The organism is Microcystis sp. M144S2 (genome assembly GCF_020246065.1).
Classification (GTDB): Bacteria; Cyanobacteriota; Cyanobacteriia; order Cyanobacteriales; family Microcystaceae; genus Microcystis; species Microcystis ichthyoblabe_A.
This window is the reverse complement of sequence record NZ_JADBTR010000018.1, coordinates 1-15,447: the sequence shown is the minus strand read 5'-3', so window position 1 is coordinate 15,447 and position 15,447 is coordinate 1. Positions and strand designations below refer to the sequence as shown.

Sequence of the window (15,447 nt, the reverse complement as noted above, 5' to 3'; positions counted from 1 at the left end):
CAACTTATTTGTGTTCAAGTTTAGGGGCGATCTCGTTTTGTGGTGAGTGATTAGGTGATCGCTTTTTTTGGAGGAATAAAAAGTAATTCATTGGTCTATTTCTGATTCAAATCAATTCCTGCAATGACAGGCAAAGCATGACCTAACTTTAATCCCACTAAAACCCAATCCTCCAGGGTAGAACGTAACTCAACCTGACACTCTGCAAAAGTATTTCCAAAAGCAATGATCCCGTGGCAGTTAGGAATTGTACCAACATAACTACCATCTTCTAACTGTTCAATTTGGGAAATAGTCAGAGCTTCTTGGATATAATCACTTAAAGCGTAGCGAACTAACATTAGTGTTACTCCATTTAGTTATATGCTTCAAACTAAGCAATAACTGGCTTAGTTTGACTGATATAAAATATCTTTTCCCAAAGCGATTGCGGTTGATATTTTTGGAAAAGACGCGATCGCTTATGCCATTGAAATATTAGTTGAGCAGTCAAGCTATAGTTAGCCAACGAACAAAAAACAGAGTTTGGATTGTCAAACCCTTAATAAAAACCCTAATCAACCGACTTATTCCTTATCTTCTCATTAGTTAAAGTGCGATCGCTGTCTGACAGGAGGTTCTAAGAAGATGATCGCTGTTCGATCGCAAAACAGGTGAGCTAATGCTGGCGGCCGCTAAACGAGAAAAAGAAGGCTGGATAGACGGCGAATCCGCCGAGAAATTTTCTTGTGAGGATTTGCGGATGATCGATCGAGAGTGGTTAGCGGCTTCCGGTGGCCAGTTTGGCTTTTCTGTACAATTGGCTATCTACAAGCAGACAGGCAACTCGATCGGCGACTATAATGATGAAGCGTGGCAACGTTTTGGGGACGCAGTAGTTTCTTTCGCTCGCGCTGCGGCTTGTGAATTGTAGCATATAAAGCGTTTCGCAGTTTTTCCAAACTCCGATCCTACAGGGGTTCAACACGAGGTTATCAGGGGTTCCGCGATTCGATACCTGTCACCGTCACCCCAGGAGGGTAAATGCCATTTTCCCCTACATAATCTATGGTTTATAATTACGATAGATATTAACCAGCGCAAGTTAGGAGTAAATACTTGTCAAAAAAGAAATTTCGTAAATCTGTTGAAAGCATTCGTTATCAAATTCTGATCCATCATCAAAAAATTGCCAATGAGGAACAAAAAGAATCCCCCGATGAAAACTTAATTAATTACTAGAAAAGAGAAATTAAAGGTTTAGAAAAAAGTTTATCTAGAGCAGAAAAGCGATTAAACAGAGGAAAATAAGCAATGATTTCAAACACTGAAAAACCCTTGAAAGTCAACTCTACCTTGGCCACTCTATTATCTGAATTAGGTGAAGAATGCGAGGCGGTTTTATTCTTACTAAGTCAGCTTAAATTACCAAGCCTAACTGATGACCAAAAAGGGGATATTTTGGCAGAATTAATAGGCTCAATTACTCACTTGCACGTTCATACCGAAAATTTACCTGATTTAATTGGGGATGAAATTTTAGCTTTGCCAGATGATCAATAATGTTATGATGATTCTTTGTTCTCTGGTTCAGTAGTAGTAGGTTGGGTTGAGGCACGAAACCCAACACAAAGCCTATAATTGTTGGGTTTCACTCTGTTCAACCCAACCTACATAACTTATCAAATCAAACAAATTCGTAATCTAATTTTAAAATATAAATTAGGAGGGAAAGATGAAAATTCGCTATGAATTAATTATTTATTGGAGTGAGGAAGATCAAGCTTTTATTGTTGAAGTTCCAGAATTAGCAGGATGTATGGCAGATGGAGAAACCTATCAAGAAGCTGTACAAAATGCTGAACTTGTTATTCAAGAATGGATTGAAACTGCAAAACAACTAGAACGAATCATTCCTGAACCAAAAGGACGACTATTATTTACCTAATGATAAAGTTTCTCTCGCTGCGACTTGTGAATCGTAGCATATAAAGCGTGTCGCAGTTTTTGCAAAATCCGACATTTAAAGAATGAACAGGAGTCGCCAGCTTAAATCTGAATTGACGATTGTGTAGGAGCGTTCATAAAACGCACCGTCCCAACTTTACCCGCGTCATCAAAGACAATAAGTTAAAATAAACAATATCTAATCAAACAAAGGCTAAATACCATGGCATCAATCAAAGGAACCGTTAAAAATGGTCTTGTTTACCCCAACGAAGCGATCGCAGACCAAGAAGGAAAATCCGTCATCATCACCATTATCGAACCCAACCCAAATATTCCATCAACCGATGAATTATCATGGGATGAATCATCATGGAATAGCGAAGATTGGGATCAATTTGATCAACTCATCGAAAAATGTACCATAGATACCGGAATTGTAGATTTAGCCCATCAGCATGATCACTACATTCATGGAACTCCCAAAAGAGAATCCTATCCATAATGAAAGTATTTATTGATACAGCGGCTTGGATCGCCCTTGTTAACCAACGAGATGATTTACATTATCCCACCCTAGAAGCCAGCAAAAAATTACGCCAGGCACAATCTACTTTGATTACAACCGAATTTGTCCTGTTAGAAGTTGCTGATGGACTATGTAATTTATCGACTCGTTCCAGTGCAATCAACTTTATTGAGAGCTTGTATCGATTGCCAAAATTGAAAATCATTCAACTTGATCAAAGCTTATATCAAAAAGGCTGGCAACTTTATAAACAACGTCTTGACAAGGAATGGAGTCTAACCGACTGTATTAGTTTTGTTGTCATGAAACAGGAAATTATTACACAAGCTTTTACCTCTGATCGTCATTTTGAACAAGCAGGATTTACGAAATTATTGTAAGATTGCATTATGTAAAATTTGTTTATGTAACAAAATACATCACCCAAACTTTTAAATTATTAGAAATCAACGATCCTAAATGAACTATCCAAAAATCGAGGACATCTTTAACAAAAAAAATTAACTAAAAATAAATATGCCTAAAACCACAATCCCAAAAGTAGGGGCGCAAAGAACCTGCACCCTCTGGATATCAAGGTAATTCCCCTGACGGTGGCTTCTAGCGGAACATTGCCCGCAGGGAACTAGAGAGTTGATTGGCTACCCGTGCTGCCACCAATCCCGAAAGGGCAGCGACTACCACTGTAGCAAGGCAGGTTAGCTGGGCTGCCCCCGGACCCCCCACCCCCAGCACCATCGCCACGGCGGTCAAAGGTAGGCGATAGCCGCCAGCAATACCGGCCGCTGCCCCCGCTGCACCGGCCAGATCCCCCGAAATTTCAAAGGTGGTGGCGAATACCCGGCCAGTGAGGTCGCCGATCGCCAGAAAAGGGACAAACACGCCGCCACAGCCCCCAGCTAAAACCGCAGCGGTAGTGGCCGCAGCCCGGAGCAGAGCTACCGCTAACAGATGGTAAGGAGTTGTTTCAATGTTTTCGGCCCAGACGATAGCGGCTCCCCCTGGTCCAAAAGCCGCTGCGGGGGTCGCCACCTGCCCGATCACGATCGCCAAGAATAGCATCACCAGGCCACCAATGAGGAGACGAGTGCCAGGCCTGTCCCGCAAGCCTCTGGCCCAGTAGATCGCCTCACCGGTGAGGGCTGTAATCGTGCCAGCGATCACTCCGATCAACAAAGTGGCAGCCACCGCATCCCCGAAGTCAGTCGGGGCAACCTGCGGCACCACCAGCCGGATCAGTTGCAGCTTAAAGGCATCGTTGACCCCCCATCCCACCAGTCCCCCAGCTAACATCGCTGCTACTCGCTCCGGGGTGATCGGAACCTGGCGTCGCTGACTCAACTCAAACATAAAGAAGCTGCCCACCAGAGGGATTCCCATCAGGGCAGAAACACTGGCCGCACCGCCACCGATGGCCAGGGGCCGCACCAGTTGACGCAGGGCTGGATTTATGCTACCCAACCAGGTCCCCGTTGCCACGCCAATATGAGCCGCCGGTGATTCTGTTCCCATGGGCGCACCCAGTCCAACAGTGGAGAGGATGGCCAAGGCCCGCAACGGTGCTAGATTCCAGGGGAAGCGCTCTTCGGCACCGGATGCGTTAACCACGTCACCGGTCAGATCGGCGCGAGCAATGTCATGGGGGAAGGAGTACCAGGCCATGAGAGAACCCCAGCGGCCAGAGGAAGTAGCCCCCCGGGGAGCTAAGGTCTGCACAGGTTGGCCCCTACCCAGTCCAAACAGGACTAGCACTGCTAAGGTAACGCCCACCAGAGGCAGCAGCAGTAGCCAGACGTTGCCTAGGCTAGAGGCAATCCTGAGGGTTTGCTTAATTGCCTCAGTCAGCAATACCGCGGCCAGAGAGCCGATCAAACCGCCGAGCAGGCCAGCAACAGCCCATGGGCCTACCCTGGTTAACAGAAGTTGTAGTTTGTTATTTAGCATCGCGCAAGGAAAGTTAAACTTTTATTTTTTCGATAGCAAGTCCATTTGAGTCCTCAAGCAAAACACCCTGAAAGTCTTTACCTAAAATGTCGGCTTGAAGGAACCCTCGGTTTCACCGATGAGGCTTCAGTCCGACCAGCATAGAACAGTGATGCAATTCAGACTTGAATTGCATCACTGTCCGATTATCACCTAATAAATATAGCAGTTTTCATCAGAATGAGGCATGGGCAAGAGGCTTAAACCCTTTGTTGGCAAAACTTGTCGATACCTCAGTAACGTGAAAAGTGCTATATATAATCGCTACAGCATCGAACAAGGACCGACAAAACCGAGTTTTCACGATATGCAAGAGCGACAAGAACAAGAACAGCGTTGGCAAGAAAAAATCAACAGATTAGAGCGACAGGCTAGAGATTTTATATCCAGATTGAACTCGGAATTTTAACAGAAAATTACTCGGAATTTCAATTTTAGGATTTGATCGCTCCGTCCTGCGTCTGGACTACCGATAAAATAACGGGTAATGGTTTCATCTGGGGGAATTCTCTCTAAAATTAACTTTTTGTCGGGTTGATTAAGGCACTCGATTTCTGCGGTAATTTCGAGCGACTACAGGAGAGTTCTTGGATAATTAATTTTTGAGAGTTTAAAAATGAGAAAAATAGGCATAAAATCTCTAAATAGAGAATTTAATTGATTAAAGCTCATTCTTGATTCTCCTGACGACCGAATACTGGCTACCTACTCCTCAACTAAGGGAAGATTTTTGATTTTTACAAGAGGTCTATACTTAATAGAACCGTAGATTAATAACATTGTCGTTAAAGTCATGGCCATAATTAGGGGAGCGATTTTGGCTAACCAGAAGGCCACGAAGATTATCCCGATTCCGTCAGCGAGTAAGATGGGTAAACGTGGCCCTATGCCATGGTCAATAATTTTTTCCGTGCTTGGCTGCAGTTGAATCTTGGCTAAACAATGAAACCAAATTTGACTGACTAAAACTATTAAGGACCCCCATCCTATCCAGAGGGCAGCCACATAAAAGCCCGATAATTCTAAAACAATTGTACTAACTGTGACGATAAAAAAGCGATCGAGGCGAGGATCGCTGGTTTTTTGCTGAAATTGGGCAATTTCTGCCAAGTCCACCGCTGCCATGCGTGCCTGTTCCATACACATCCCCAGGGTACCTAGGGCAAGAATAGCAGCGGATAGGTTTTCCGGTGAGAAGATTTGGGAGATTATGCCTAAACTAGCCGGAAAAAACAGTAAAAAAAGGATCGTTCGTCTCATCTATTCGGGGTGGGGTCGGATTAAGATAAGAAATGCTCTTGACTTGATCATTTCTGTAATGTCTTGTTTGCCTCCTTTTCAAAATGCTCTCCTTCTCACCCAAGCTTTAACCCATCGTTCCTATGTCAACGAACAGTCCCAATTGACGGAAAATAACGAGCGCCTAGAATTTTTGGGCGATGCGATTTTGGCTTTTTTGGTGGGCGAACTTTTGTATCAAAAATATCCCGCCATGAACGAGGCAGAATTAACTCGTTTGCGGTCAAATTTGGTCAAAGAAGAACAATTAGCGCAATTGGGCATCGAAATCGGCCTGGGGGAGTTAATGCGTTTAGGCAAGGGGGCAATTAAAGATCGGGGGCGATCAAATCCTACCCTATTAGCGGACAGTTTTGAAGCGATAATTGGGGCTTATTATCTAGATTCGGGGTTAAATGCGGTTAAAAACTATCTGCACCAACTTTTTATCCCTGTAGCCTCTCATTTAGTCTCTCAACAATCGGAATCGCCATCTTTTATCGATGCCAAAAATCTCTTTCAACAGTGGGCGCTGGCCAATTTCGCCTCTAATCCAGAATATGCGATCGTCGATGTTACAGGACCGCCCCACGCTAGGGAATTTACTGCCGAAGTGCGGGTTAATAATCTTCTCTACGGTACAGGTAAAGGTAAACGGAAACAGGATGCCACCAAAGCGGCTGCCGAAGATGCCTTAAAGCGCTGTCAATTGCAATAGTAAATAGGGCTAACCCTACTTATCTTAGGGGCCACCAATTAACTTTATCTCTGGTGGCACTGTACACTTCTTTTAAACCCTCGGCATCCAGTACCCGAATTAAATCCCCCGTCGATTCTGAGGCAATTAATCCCACGTTTTGCAATCCTTTTAATACCTGTTCGACGGTGCGTTGATTGAGTTGACAAGCGCGAGCAATCACATCGACGGATAGATCAAAAGTATAGATATTTTCAGCATCTGGTTGACTGCCTAATTCTCTTTCTTGATAGATTAAGGCTCTGAGTAAAGTGGCTACAGCTTGGGGTGGATAGCTACTGCAATTAAGCAAATGATACTCGAATTTTTGCTGTAATTCAAATAACAAACAGTACCGTTGACGAAAACTTTCGTTATCATTGTAAATCTTTTCTAGCGCCGATAAGGGAATTTTCAGGACGTGGGTGGTTTTATAGGATTCCACCAAACAGGGAAAGGCGCGACTGGCTAAACCATAACTAAAGGGTAAACTCCTCATGCCAAAACAGCCGCCGGGGTAGGTAATGGCAATAATCCGGTCGAGGGGAGTGCTGCGGACGACGATTACACCCTCATCCAAAATCACATACAAAACATCTAGAAATTCATCGGGGAGAAAAGCCGTATAGACGGGACGATTGGAAAATAGCGTCTCTAGCTTGAGGTTCTCGGCATCGAGATACTGACTCAACCAAGCTTCCTCTAGTCCGCGAAAGAGAAAACTCTGGTTAATCAGTTGTTGTAGGAGGGTTGTTTTTTTGGCTTTGACGCTCTTGCCCATAGTCTCAAACCTAGATGTAGCACTGATTCCATCTTCTCACAGTTTCCCTTGTTATCACCTTATTTCCAATTTGTTTTGTAAATGTATTGAAATTTTGTTTCCTGTGCTGTAGGATTAAACTACACCTGAAAACAGATACAACCTCAGAGTAAAGCTTAGGAGCGCCGCCGATGCAGTCATCCCAGTCTTGTTTATCCCTACTCATGGCAACTGTCCTGACGGGAGGAATGCTGGCATCTTGCACCCCATCCCCCACCAATAGCGGCAATGACAGCCAAAAACCCGTGACTGTGACACTTGTTTCCTATGCTGTCACCCAAAGTGCCTACGAAAAAATCATTCCCAAATTTGTCGAGGAATGGCAACAAAAAACGGGGCAAAAAGTCACTTTTGAACAGAGTTATGGCGGTTCCGGTTCCCAAACTCGTGCCGTTATCGATGGTTTAGAAGCGGATGTGGTAGCGTTGGCTTTAGCTTTGGATACCAAGAAAATTGAGCAAGCGGGATTAATTCAACCCGGTTGGGAAAAAGAAGCACCCAATGACTCTATTGTTCATAAATCTGTAGTGGCTTTTGTTCCTCGTGATGCCAATATTAAAATTAATCAATGGTCAGATTTAGCCAAGGATAATATTAAAGTTATTACCGCTAATCCCAAGACTTCCGGCGGAGCGCGCTGGAATTTTCTCGCTCTTTGGGGTTCGGTGACGCAAGCGGGAGGCAGTGAACAAGAGGCGCAAACTTTTGTCGAAAAGGTGTTTAAAAATGTGCCAGTTTTACCTAGAGATGCTCGCGAATCTAGTGATGTATTTTTTAAACAGGGCCAGGGAAATGTGCTAATTAATTACGAAAACGAGATGATTCTCGCTAACCAAAAAGGTGAGAATTTAGCCTATACTGTTCCCACTGATTATAATATTTCTATTGATAATCCCGTGGCGGTTGTTGATGCCAATGTGGATAAAAAAGGTACGAGAAAAGTGGCCGAGGCTTTTGTGCAGTTTTTATTTACTCCCGCAGCCCAAAGAGAATTTGCTCAGGTGGGGTTTCGTCCCGTTGAACCGACTATAGTTAAAGAGTTTGAGAGTAAATTTCCTCAGATAAAAAATCTCTTTACCGTGCAGGATTTAGGCGGTTGGGATAAGGTACAAAAGCAATTCTTTGATGATGGAGGCTTGTTCGATAAAATTCTGACTAAAGCTGGTAAATCCTAAGGAGAAAAACCATGGATAATCAACCTCAATGGCAAACTATTAATCATCCCCAAAGTGACTTACATCTCGATCAATCAGGACTTGATCGCCCCACGTCCCGACGAATAAAAATTCGGGTTCCTAAACAATATATTAACGAGCCAATCATAGCACGTTTAGGGTCTTTTCCTGGTCTAAAAGTGAATATATTTTCCGCTTTGTTAGCGGCAAATAATAATCAAGATGGCTGGTTCGATCTACAACTACAAGGCAACTCCCAAGGGATAGAAAATGCCCTTTCCTATCTGGCAGATTTAGATGTAGAAGTTTGGTATGATTCAGCACAAGTTCTTGAAGAAGCGGACAATTGGTAATCTCTAGCAATAATAAACAATGGCTAACCCACAATTATCTTTATCTCCTAGTCAAACCCTGAAAAAAGTTTCTATTCCTTGGGTAATTACCATTAGTTATCTAGTGGTTTTGTTGGTTTTACCGGCAGCGGCACTATTTGCTAAATCCCTAACTCTTGGTTTGGCCGAATTTTGGCGTGTTGCCACTTTACCGATTTCTTTATCCGCTTACCAAGTCACTTTTTTTACTTCCTTAATTGCTGGATTAATTGACGGAGTTTTTGGCACTATTATCGCTTGGGTATTAGTGCGTTATCGATTCCCGGGTAAAAAAATTGTCGATGCTTGTGTGGATTTGCCCTTTGCTTTACCCACTTCTGTTGCCGGTTTAGTCCTAGCCACAGTTTACAGTGATAACGGTTGGCTCGGTCAATTTTTTGCCCCCTTTGGCATTAAGATATCCTTTACCATTTTAGGGGTTTTTGTGGCGATGTTATTTATCGCTTTACCCTTTATTGTCCGCACCCTACAGCCGGTTTTACAGGAAATGGAAAAAGAAGTAGAAGAAGCGGCTTTATCCCTCGGTGCTTCCTCTTGGCAAATCTTCTGGCGAGTTATTTTTCCCACAATACTACCCGCTATTTTAACAGGAGTTGCCCTCGGTTTTGCCAGAGCGATCGGTGAATATGGTTCCGTAGTTATCATCTCCTCTAATATTCCCTTTAAGGATTTAATTGCCCCAGTTTTAATCTTTCAAAGACTAGAGGAATATGATTACACGGGGGCGACAGTAATCGGCATGGTTTTATTACTGGTTTCTTTGTTCATGTTAGTAGTAATTAATTTCCTGCAACAATGGGGGCAAAAATACAGAGTTAAGTAAAGAGTAAAAAATATTAGAGTATAACCGGAGACAGATCAAAATGCTGAGTCTAAAAAAATCAACTAAACCGAAAGAGCGGGATTATAAACCCCTACTAATTATCATTGCCCTTGTCTATCTGGCACTATTATTATTTATTCCAGCAGCGGCAGTATTTTACTATGCTTTTCGCAATGGATTCCAAGCTTTTTTAGAAGCGGCGGGAACTTCTGACTTTATCGAAGCGGTAAGATTAACAGTAATTATTGCCCTAATTACTGTACCTTTAAACACAATTTTTGGACTTTGTGCAGCTTGGGTAATTGCTCGCAATCAATTTCGTGGCAAAACTTTATTAATTAGTTTAATTGACTTACCTTTTGCCGTTTCTCCCGTGGTAGCGGGTTTAATGATTGTACTGCTCTATGGGCGCAATGGTTGGTTAGGTTCTTTTTTAGAACTTTTCAGTATAAAAATACTTTTTGCTTTACCCGGAATGGTATTAGCAACTATTTTTGTCACCATGCCTTTTGTCGCTAGAGAAGTTATCCCAGTCTTAGAAGAAATTGGCTTAGAACAAGAGGAAGCGGGGCGCACTTTAGGGGCAAATGATTGGCAGATTTTCTGGCGCGTAACTTTACCCAATATTCGTTGGGGATTGATGTACGGAGTCCTGTTAACTAATGCCCGGGCGATGGGAGAATTTGGGGCGGTTTCTGTGGTTTCTGGCAGTATTTTAGGTAGAACTGCCACCCTGCCAATTTTCGTAGAACAGGCCTATAAAAATTATCTCACTCCTGCCGCTTTTAGTGCAGCGGCTATTCTCGCCTTACTAGCCGGAGTTACTTTAATTATCAAAGAAATTCTCGAACGTAAAACCGCCCACAAAATTCACACTACATAACTACAATTAACCTAAAAATATGAGTATTACTATCCACCAAGTTTCCAAACGTTTCGGCAATTTTCAAGCTTTAGATAATATCAGTTTAACCATTCCTGAAGGCAAATTAGTCGCCCTCCTCGGACCATCGGGATCGGGAAAATCCACCTTATTACGTTCAATTGCGGGATTAGAAACTCCCGATAGTGGCGCAATTATCATTAACGGACAAGATACCACCCATCTGGATCCTAGACGGAGAAATATCGGCTTTGTTTTTCAACATTATGCCCTATTTAAACATTTAACTGTTCGTCAAAATATTGCTTTTGGTCTAGAAATTCGCCAGCAAAAATCGCCAGCAATTAAGAAAAAAGTTGAGGAACTATTAGAATTAATTCAATTACAAGGATTAGGTGATCGCTATCCCGCCCAATTATCGGGAGGACAACGGCAAAGAGTAGCTTTAGCCCGCGCTTTAGCCATTCAACCGAATGTATTATTATTAGATGAACCCTTTGGAGCTTTAGATGCAAAAGTCAGAAAAGAATTAAGGGTATGGCTGAGAAATTTACACGAAGAAGTTCACGTTACCAGTGTTTTTGTTACCCACGATCAAGAGGAAGCAATGGAAGTGGCCGATACGATTGTTGTGATGAATCATGGTAAAATTGAACAGGTGGGTTCTCCCGCCGAAATTTATGATCATCCCGCCACACCTTTTGTGATGCAGTTTATTGGGGAAGTGAATATCTTACCCAGTTTAGCAGGATTAGGAAATGGACATCATCCGGGGGATAATTCCACCGTTTTTATCCGTCCCCACGACCTCGAAATTATGCCCAGTCAAGATGGGTTGAATAGTTGGGCAGTGGTAAAAAGAGTTATTCATTTAGGCTGGGAAATACAGGTAGAATTAATGTTAGCCGATGGGGAAATGGTGGTGGCTTATCTCAATCGTGAGGAATACAAGCAATTACAGTTACAACCAGAACAAACGGTACATTTAAAACCGAGAAAAGCAACCTTACTCACTGATTTTGACAATAAAAGTGAGAAAGTTATCGATTACTCAATTTAAAAACTTTAGTTGTGTTACAGCCTTTCTCATCAGGATAAAGTACAACCTAATTTGCTATTGATGATCGACTCCCCAAAAAAACTTCCTGTCTCACCATTAAGATAACTGCTATAATGTTTGACTAAGACAATTATTTTTAAGTAATAGCCAATTCAAAAATGAAAGGCATCAACCTCAATAGTTAACAAAGAAAGGCTGATCAGGTACTGTCCGATCAATACAAAAACAAATCAGCTCCTTATCGTTCTTGGGAGAGGGGATTAAACGAGCATACTAAGGGACTATTGAGACAATTTTTTCCTAAGGGAACGAATTTGAAAATCCTTAAGCCAGAGCAGGTAGAAAGAGCCGTAAACTTGATTAACAATCGTACTCGAAAATGTCTTAACTATCGTACCCCGAATGAGCTATTCTATGAAGGTAAATCGGACAGTGATGCAATTCAGACTTGAATTAGCCCATTATATTAATAATCCGCCAACAGTGAGTGCTTAAGAACGGATTTACTATCATAATGTGTTGTTTTCCTGATTGTCTGAAGATTGAACACGAAAGGGAGGCGCAACATAATCGGAAGGTAAATAATTTTCGGGAATGGTTGTTGTATTTCCATCTCGTAGGGAGGTGTAACTGGGAGAGAGAATCTCAATCCCAGCTTCATTACACTTATCTTGAATATTTTGATGGAGTTCTGAATAAATTATTACCATCAAATTGGGTTGGTTAGTGTAAGCGTTTAACTGATAACTGATGTAAAAATTATCCAGGCTAGTTTGCAGGACAAAAGGGGCGGGTTCTTTGAGAATATGCACAGTTTCTAGAGCCGCTTCAATTAAGGTTTTGTGGGCTTTTCGCCAAGGCAGATCGTACCCTAGGGTAATCGTTGTCTGAATAATTAGATTTCTGTTTAATTCCCGCGAGGAAATACTAAAGTTAATCACATTACTACTTAATAAAGATGAGTTAGGAATAGTAATAATTTTATTAGTGGGAGTGCAAATGCGAATTACTAAGAAGTTTTTTTCAATTAGATCGCCAATTACCTCTCCTACTTGAATGTGATCTCCGATGCGAAAGGCACGGGTATAGATAAGAATAATTCCCCCGATAACATTGGCGATTGCCGAAGTAGAACCAAGGGATAAAAGAAGACCGAGAAAAACAGAAACACCTCGGAAAGCAGGGGAATCAAAACCGGGCAAATAGGGAAAAGCAACTATTGCTGCTATGGCAATAATTATGACTAATAGGATATTGTAAGTCGGTTTAGCCCAATCAGTATAAAAACCAGGAATAACCAGATTTCCTCTTTCTATTGCTGTAAAAAAGGGCTTGATTAGCCCGATTAAGTAGTAGGTTATAAAAATGATTATGGCAATAATAAAGGCATTGGGAAGATATTGGCCAATAGAGGATAAAACCAGTTCTAATGATTGAGAAAAATAGCCTAAAATACTCTCACCAAAAACTCTTGTCCAGGGAAATAAACGAAGTATAAATGTAGCATAATTAAATAATAATAAAAAGAGAACAAGTAAGCGAATTATCCGAAGAACTCGCAGCCAAAAAAAGCTTATATTAGAGGAAGATATGATCTCAACATTCCCGATTTGAATGCCTGGCGTCAAGGATTCAATCAAACGTCTAATAAAGGGAAATAGCTTCCCTGAAATTTTGATAACTGCAAAGCTAATAATCAGGAAGACAAAGCTGGCTATAACCGTATAAATGATGTTCTTAAGTAGTTGTTCGGGTTTTCGATCTTGGCGATATTGAGCGATAGCAACCTGAATTTTTTGTAAAGCTTGTTGAGCTAAAACCTCCGGCGTTGAACGATAGGCTTTTGCATCTCGCTCCGTCACCGTTAGAATTACTTCTTGATCTACACTTAAATAAAGTGAGTTATCATCAGGAATCTGCTTAATTGTCAGGTTCTCAACAGGAATAGAATCATTTTGAGCAATTCTTTCAATTCTCCGGGTAATAGCGTTAGCTCTCTCCTCCGCCGAAAATGAAGAAACTCCCCGCCGGATAAAAAAGAGAGTTTTTCCATCTAACATAACTGGAAAGCCGTCAATTTTATTTTCCGGTTGTGTCGGATTTTGAGCTATTCCCAAAAGAGGAGAGGTGAGAGTCAGTAGTAAAACTACAACAAATATTACCAAAGTATGCCCAATTTTTTTCATCCATCCTCTAGCTTGAGATGCTGTAGTTGGCATTGCATATCTTTGATTAATATCGACAAACGGTACAAATTTCATAGGATTAAGTCAGATTTTTCTGGGTGTAGTCGGGTAAGGTTTAGGCATTAAGAAAAGCTAAAACCAGTCGCAGAGTAATTGTCCCCGGCAACATGAAGACAATCAGGGCGACAATTATTTGACAGAGCCAGCGAATTTGAGTATAGCGTGGTTTTCTAGAGGTTTTTTTGATCATAGATCAAAGCAGAATTATCCCTAACTATTCTCTCACAAAAATCCAGTGGGTAAATTAAGTGATCGCTGCTGGTAATTCCTGGCGACTGTACTAATACTAAATCCTGTTTAAAAGCCATAGGAGATTAGGGAGATGGGGGAGTGGGGAGATGGGGGAGCAAATGTCAGCAGAAAGTTAGCAAAATTATCTAGTCACACCAGTCAATAAAACGCCGTAGCAATTTTATCTATCCTAGTACAATTGCTCAGGAGCTACGATCGATTAACCTAGAAGAGTTAGCCAATAACCAAATTCAGGCGTTGACAAGTTTATGTCACTTTTCTCATCAACCCCTGGCAAAAGTCAAAAAGTAATCAATAATATAGCGGTTTTCAGTCTCATAAGGTATAGTAAATCCCTTGATAGATAGGCGTTTCAGCATTTCAATCGGGACTCACTTCTGTGAAAACCGCTATAATATGCAGGGGTTAATTATTGCTACTATGGCAAGAGTACCTCTCGTCTGACTTCCACCAGAAGTCTGTTGGTAGCTTCGGGAATTGTCAAAACCGAGATGTAGTTACTCATTGAACGCCACAAAGGCCAAAATATGGAGTATTATTTATGAGCCATTTATCCCTATCCGAACAGATTACCGAGGAACTTCTGGCAATCCTGATCGAAGAAGAAGTCACCTATCCCTGGGATGTAACCGCTGTTGAGAGTCATGATCCCTTAGACGTGACAGAAACGCCTTTTTCTCTGTGTGAAGGACTAGAAGCGACGGCGCTCGAGGCACAAGCTCATAGATTCTTTAGCAGTTTACACCAAAAATTCCCGACAGTTTCCGTTTCATCCCGGTCTAATATCTTTGATAAATTTGCCTCTTTACTGCCAGCAGAACATTTAAATAGTCTAGTAGAAAGTGCTGAAAATCTAGTTAATAGTCAATTAGATAACTTTGATCGCCTTGTTGTTTGTCTTAGCGAGCTTTTTCCCCAATGGTCTCCAGAAGATTTACAGGTTTTTGCCCGTCCCTACGCCTATACTATGCGTAATGGCCAGAGCAAAACTAATATAGACACCGAAAATTGGCAAGCTCTTTCCGAAATTGAACAAATTCGCCGAAGTGCAGCCATCGCCAGCCAGATTTTCCGCGACTTGTCTTCTCCTGAATAGTCATCTCGTTATCGGCTGCACTGCATTGAAACTGGCTATTAGACCCCCACCTAATATTATCTTAAGACTAAAAGTTTTTCTAGTTAAGGAATCTAAACAAATAAAAATGATTTTAATCTCTTCGGGTCTAATTCCCCGCCGCTCGCGGCGTATAATAGAAAAATGAGTGAATACATCCATAAGAGCCATAATGTAAGTGTTTTGCTATATCATTTAGTGTTCCCAGCCAAATATCGTAAAGCCGTTTT

19 protein-coding genes and 2 pseudogenes are annotated in these 15,447 nt (G+C 41.8%); 15 read left to right on the top strand and 6 right to left on the bottom strand.

Features of this window, described 5'->3' with window-relative positions; translation table 11 throughout:
• Positions 1-95: 95 nt before the first annotated feature.
• Positions 96-341 carry a type II toxin-antitoxin system HicB family antitoxin gene (locus IM462_RS02785; RefSeq protein WP_287702308.1) on the bottom strand — a complete coding sequence of 82 codons (246 nt, stop codon included), beginning with the start codon at positions 339-341 and terminating at the stop codon, positions 96-98.
• Positions 342-634: 293 nt separating this feature from the next.
• Between IM462_RS02785 and IM462_RS02780 the strand changes: the two genes are divergently transcribed.
• From IM462_RS02780 to IM462_RS02760, 5 genes are all read left to right on the top strand, one after another.
• Positions 635-913 (top strand): GUN4 domain-containing protein, encoded by a 279-nt coding sequence (locus IM462_RS02780; protein ID WP_287702349.1) that lies wholly within the window; start codon positions 635-637, stop codon positions 911-913.
• Between the two features lie 380 nt (positions 914-1,293).
• Positions 1,294-1,542 carry a hypothetical protein gene (locus IM462_RS02775; RefSeq protein WP_002745417.1) on the top strand — a complete coding sequence of 83 codons (249 nt, stop codon included), beginning with the start codon at positions 1,294-1,296 and terminating at the stop codon, positions 1,540-1,542.
• A 172-nt stretch (positions 1,543-1,714) separates the two neighbouring features.
• Positions 1,715-1,927, top strand: a complete 213-nt coding sequence (locus IM462_RS02770) for a type II toxin-antitoxin system HicB family antitoxin (RefSeq protein ID WP_002765615.1) — start codon at positions 1,715-1,717, stop codon at positions 1,925-1,927.
• A 222-nt stretch (positions 1,928-2,149) separates the two neighbouring features.
• Positions 2,150-2,431, top strand: a complete 282-nt coding sequence (locus IM462_RS02765; RefSeq protein WP_287702306.1) for a hypothetical protein — start codon at positions 2,150-2,152, stop codon at positions 2,429-2,431.
• A complete protein-coding gene (locus IM462_RS02760; RefSeq protein ID WP_287702304.1) occupies positions 2,431-2,835 on the top strand; it encodes a type II toxin-antitoxin system VapC family toxin in 405 nt (134 codons plus the stop codon). The genes IM462_RS02765 and IM462_RS02760 overlap by 1 nt, the downstream gene beginning before the upstream one ends.
• 220 nt (positions 2,836-3,055) lie before the next feature.
• Here the strand turns inward: IM462_RS02760 and IM462_RS02755 are convergent, their stop codons facing one another.
• Positions 3,056-4,399 carry a chloride channel protein gene (locus IM462_RS02755; protein WP_287702302.1) on the bottom strand — a complete coding sequence of 448 codons (1,344 nt, stop codon included), beginning with the start codon at positions 4,397-4,399 and terminating at the stop codon, positions 3,056-3,058.
• 226 nt (positions 4,400-4,625) lie between these two features.
• Between IM462_RS02755 and IM462_RS02750 the strand changes: the two genes are divergently transcribed.
• Positions 4,626-4,847: a hypothetical protein gene (locus IM462_RS02750; protein ID WP_287702299.1), complete on the top strand. Its 222-nt coding sequence runs from the start codon at positions 4,626-4,628 to the stop codon at positions 4,845-4,847.
• Between the two features lie 296 nt (positions 4,848-5,143).
• Here IM462_RS02750 and IM462_RS02745 read toward each other — a convergent pair whose 3' ends face one another.
• Positions 5,144-5,698 (bottom strand): hypothetical protein, encoded by a 555-nt coding sequence (locus tag IM462_RS02745; protein WP_287702298.1) that lies wholly within the window; start codon positions 5,696-5,698, stop codon positions 5,144-5,146.
• A 58-nt stretch (positions 5,699-5,756) separates the two neighbouring features.
• Between IM462_RS02745 and rnc the strand changes: the two genes are divergently transcribed.
• Positions 5,757-6,434, top strand: coding sequence for a ribonuclease III (gene rnc, locus IM462_RS02740; RefSeq protein WP_287702297.1), 678 nt, complete (start codon positions 5,757-5,759; stop codon positions 6,432-6,434).
• Between the two features lie 19 nt (positions 6,435-6,453).
• On the opposite strand, the gene IM462_RS02735 is transcribed toward rnc, so the two are convergent.
• Positions 6,454-7,233, bottom strand: coding sequence for a Crp/Fnr family transcriptional regulator (locus IM462_RS02735; protein WP_287702295.1), 780 nt, complete (start codon positions 7,231-7,233; stop codon positions 6,454-6,456).
• Positions 7,234-7,403: 170 nt separating this feature from the next.
• On the opposite strand from IM462_RS02735, the gene IM462_RS02730 reads away from it, so the two are divergent.
• The 6 genes and pseudogenes from IM462_RS02730 to IM462_RS02705 form a co-directional block, all read left to right on the top strand.
• Positions 7,404-8,447, top strand: a complete 1,044-nt coding sequence (locus IM462_RS02730) for a sulfate ABC transporter substrate-binding protein (RefSeq protein ID WP_287702293.1) — start codon at positions 7,404-7,406, stop codon at positions 8,445-8,447.
• An 11-nt stretch (positions 8,448-8,458) separates the two neighbouring features.
• Positions 8,459-8,800: an NIL domain-containing protein gene (locus IM462_RS02725; protein ID WP_002802587.1), complete on the top strand. Its 342-nt coding sequence runs from the start codon at positions 8,459-8,461 to the stop codon at positions 8,798-8,800.
• Between the two features lie 19 nt (positions 8,801-8,819).
• Positions 8,820-9,662, top strand: coding sequence for a sulfate ABC transporter permease subunit CysT (cysT, locus tag IM462_RS02720; RefSeq protein WP_287702291.1), 843 nt, complete (start codon positions 8,820-8,822; stop codon positions 9,660-9,662).
• A 40-nt stretch (positions 9,663-9,702) separates the two neighbouring features.
• Positions 9,703-10,545, top strand: a complete 843-nt coding sequence (gene cysW, locus IM462_RS02715) for a sulfate ABC transporter permease subunit CysW (protein ID WP_002802588.1) — start codon at positions 9,703-9,705, stop codon at positions 10,543-10,545.
• A gap of 19 nt (positions 10,546-10,564) precedes the next feature.
• Complete coding sequence (locus IM462_RS02710) at positions 10,565-11,605, top strand: sulfate/molybdate ABC transporter ATP-binding protein (protein WP_287702289.1); 1,041 nt, start codon at positions 10,565-10,567, stop codon at positions 11,603-11,605.
• A gap of 230 nt (positions 11,606-11,835) precedes the next feature.
• A pseudogene (locus IM462_RS02705) lies at positions 11,836-12,057 on the top strand (transposase); the annotation flags it as partial.
• 57 nt (positions 12,058-12,114) lie between these two features.
• Here the strand turns inward: IM462_RS02705 and IM462_RS02700 are convergent.
• Entirely contained in the window at positions 12,115-13,866 is a 1,752-nt protein-coding gene (locus tag IM462_RS02700) for a mechanosensitive ion channel family protein (protein WP_287702287.1), read from the bottom strand.
• A gap of 40 nt (positions 13,867-13,906) precedes the next feature.
• On the bottom strand, positions 13,907-14,041 hold the full coding sequence (locus IM462_RS02695) for a hypothetical protein (protein WP_287702285.1): 135 nt from the start codon (positions 14,039-14,041) through the stop codon (positions 13,907-13,909).
• Between the two features lie 603 nt (positions 14,042-14,644).
• On the opposite strand from IM462_RS02695, the gene IM462_RS02690 reads away from it, so the two are divergent.
• Together IM462_RS02690 and IM462_RS02685 are read left to right on the top strand one after the other, a co-directional pair.
• Positions 14,645-15,199 (top strand): hypothetical protein, encoded by a 555-nt coding sequence (locus tag IM462_RS02690; protein ID WP_287702282.1) that lies wholly within the window; start codon positions 14,645-14,647, stop codon positions 15,197-15,199.
• A gap of 162 nt (positions 15,200-15,361) precedes the next feature.
• A pseudogene (locus IM462_RS02685) lies at positions 15,362-15,447 on the top strand (IS200/IS605 family transposase); the annotation flags it as partial.

What these genes read in the sequence shown, in the direction of transcription:
- cysT (WP_287702291.1), top strand. Translation starts at nt 8,820, where the DNA reads ATGGCTAACCCACAATTATCTTTATCTCCTAGTCAAACCCTGAAAAAA.
- IM462_RS02770 (WP_002765615.1), top strand. Translation starts at nt 1,715, where the DNA reads ATGAAAATTCGCTATGAATTAATTATTTATTGGAGTGAGGAAGATCAA.
- IM462_RS02735 (WP_287702295.1), bottom strand. Translation starts at nt 7,233, where the DNA reads ATGGGCAAGAGCGTCAAAGCCAAAAAAACAACCCTCCTACAACAACTG.
- cysW (WP_002802588.1), top strand. Translation starts at nt 9,703, where the DNA reads ATGCTGAGTCTAAAAAAATCAACTAAACCGAAAGAGCGGGATTATAAA.
- IM462_RS02765 (WP_287702306.1), top strand. Translation starts at nt 2,150, where the DNA reads ATGGCATCAATCAAAGGAACCGTTAAAAATGGTCTTGTTTACCCCAAC.
- IM462_RS02775 (WP_002745417.1), top strand. Translation starts at nt 1,294, where the DNA reads ATGATTTCAAACACTGAAAAACCCTTGAAAGTCAACTCTACCTTGGCC.
- IM462_RS02760 (WP_287702304.1), top strand. Translation starts at nt 2,431, where the DNA reads ATGAAAGTATTTATTGATACAGCGGCTTGGATCGCCCTTGTTAACCAA.
- IM462_RS02745 (WP_287702298.1), bottom strand. Translation starts at nt 5,698, where the DNA reads ATGAGACGAACGATCCTTTTTTTACTGTTTTTTCCGGCTAGTTTAGGC.
- IM462_RS02695 (WP_287702285.1), bottom strand. Translation starts at nt 14,041, where the DNA reads ATGATCAAAAAAACCTCTAGAAAACCACGCTATACTCAAATTCGCTGG.
- IM462_RS02785 (WP_287702308.1), bottom strand. Translation starts at nt 341, where the DNA reads ATGTTAGTTCGCTACGCTTTAAGTGATTATATCCAAGAAGCTCTGACT.
- IM462_RS02690 (WP_287702282.1), top strand. Translation starts at nt 14,645, where the DNA reads ATGAGCCATTTATCCCTATCCGAACAGATTACCGAGGAACTTCTGGCA.
- IM462_RS02700 (WP_287702287.1), bottom strand. Translation starts at nt 13,866, where the DNA reads ATGAAATTTGTACCGTTTGTCGATATTAATCAAAGATATGCAATGCCA.
- IM462_RS02755 (WP_287702302.1), bottom strand. Translation starts at nt 4,399, where the DNA reads ATGCTAAATAACAAACTACAACTTCTGTTAACCAGGGTAGGCCCATGG.
- IM462_RS02710 (WP_287702289.1), top strand. Translation starts at nt 10,565, where the DNA reads ATGAGTATTACTATCCACCAAGTTTCCAAACGTTTCGGCAATTTTCAA.
- IM462_RS02725 (WP_002802587.1), top strand. Translation starts at nt 8,459, where the DNA reads ATGGATAATCAACCTCAATGGCAAACTATTAATCATCCCCAAAGTGAC.
- IM462_RS02750 (WP_287702299.1), top strand. Translation starts at nt 4,626, where the DNA reads ATGGGCAAGAGGCTTAAACCCTTTGTTGGCAAAACTTGTCGATACCTC.
- rnc (WP_287702297.1), top strand. Translation starts at nt 5,757, where the DNA reads ATGTCTTGTTTGCCTCCTTTTCAAAATGCTCTCCTTCTCACCCAAGCT.
- IM462_RS02730 (WP_287702293.1), top strand. Translation starts at nt 7,404, where the DNA reads ATGCAGTCATCCCAGTCTTGTTTATCCCTACTCATGGCAACTGTCCTG.